Annotated in this window: 2 protein-coding genes; both read right to left on the reverse strand. The window is 80.5% G+C overall.

Going from position 1 to position 1,222, the window contains the following annotated elements; translation table 11 throughout:
* Nucleotides 1–909 (reverse strand): SAM-dependent methyltransferase (locus GTR00_RS21220; protein ID WP_166613488.1); only part of this gene is annotated, 909 nt, incomplete at its 3' end.
* Nucleotides 906–1,196, reverse strand: a complete 291-nt coding sequence (locus GTR00_RS21225; RefSeq protein WP_166613489.1) for a Rieske (2Fe-2S) protein — start codon at nt 1,194–1,196, stop codon at nt 906–908. The genes GTR00_RS21220 and GTR00_RS21225, both read right to left, overlap by 4 nt.
* Nucleotides 1,197–1,222 lie beyond the last annotated feature (26 nt).

Genomic DNA, 1,222 nt, shown 5'->3' on the forward strand with positions numbered 1-1,222 from the left:
GTGGGTGACGGGGATGCCGGCGGCGGCGGGCACCGCGAAGGCGCTGGTGACGCCGGGCACGACCTCCACCTCCACCCCGGCCTCGCGGCAGGCCAGCACCTCCTCCCCGCCGCGGCCCAGCACGTAGCCGTCGCCGCCCTTGAGGCGCACGACGTGCCGGCCGGTGCGGGCGGCCTCCACGAGCAGGCGGTTGATCCCCTCCTGCGGCACCGGGTGGTGGTCGGGGGTCTTGCCGACGTCGACGACCTCCACGTCCTCGCCGAGCTCGGCCAGCACCCCGGTGGGGGCCAGGCGGTCCACGACGACGAGGTCGGCCTCGGCCAGGCGCCGGCGCCCGCGCAGGGTCAGCAGGTCCGTCTCGCCGGGCCCGCCGCCGACGAGCGTGACGCGCCCGGCGCGGCCGGGGGCGCGCGCGCCGCGCCGCAGCGGGGCGGCGCCGGTGTCCAGCCAGCGCCCCAGGGACTCCTTCAGGGCGCGCGCGCGGCGCGGGTCGCGCCCGGCGGAGACGGAGACGGTCACCTCGGCGCCGGCGACCTCGCGGCGCACCACCGCGGGCGTCCAGGCGGCCGAGGCGCCGGCGTCGTCGGCGCGCACGCACCAGGTGCGGGCCCCCTCGGCGGCCGCGGCCAGGGCGTCGTCGGTGGCGCGGTCGCCGGTGGCGGTGTGCACCAGCCAGGCGCCCTCGACGTCGGCGGCCACCGCCTCGCGCTCGTGCCACGTCAGCGCCGGCAGCAGCTCGCGCAGGTCCTCGCACACCGCGGGCGCCACGACGTGCACGTCGGCGCCGGCGGCCACGAGGTCGCCGGCGCGGCGGGCGGCGACCGGGCCGCCGCCGGCGACGAGGACGCGCCGGCCGGTGAGGTCCAGGTGCAGCGGGTAGGGCGCGCGCCCCTGCCCGGCGCCGTTCACAGCTCCACGCCCACGCGGCCGTCGGGGCCGACCGAGCACGGGTGCACGGCCAGCGGCGGCTGCCCGCTGGTGGACTCGCCCGTGGTGAGGTCGAACGCGTTCAGGTGCAGCGGGCACACGACGACCCGCTCGTCGACCTGCCCGTCGGCCAGCGGTCCGCCGGCGTGCGGGCAGGCGGCCTGCACGGCGCTGACCCGGCCGCTGCGGTGGCGGAACACCGCCACCTGCTGCCCGTCCACGGCGAAGGCGCGGCCCTCCCCCGGGGGGATCTCCTCCAGCGCGCACAGGTCGTGGCGGGCGGTGGGGCGGGCGG

The sequence above is a fragment of the Kineococcus indalonis genome (assembly GCF_009906395.1).
GTDB classification, from domain to species: Bacteria; Actinomycetota; Actinomycetes; order Actinomycetales; family Kineococcaceae; genus Kineococcus; species Kineococcus indalonis.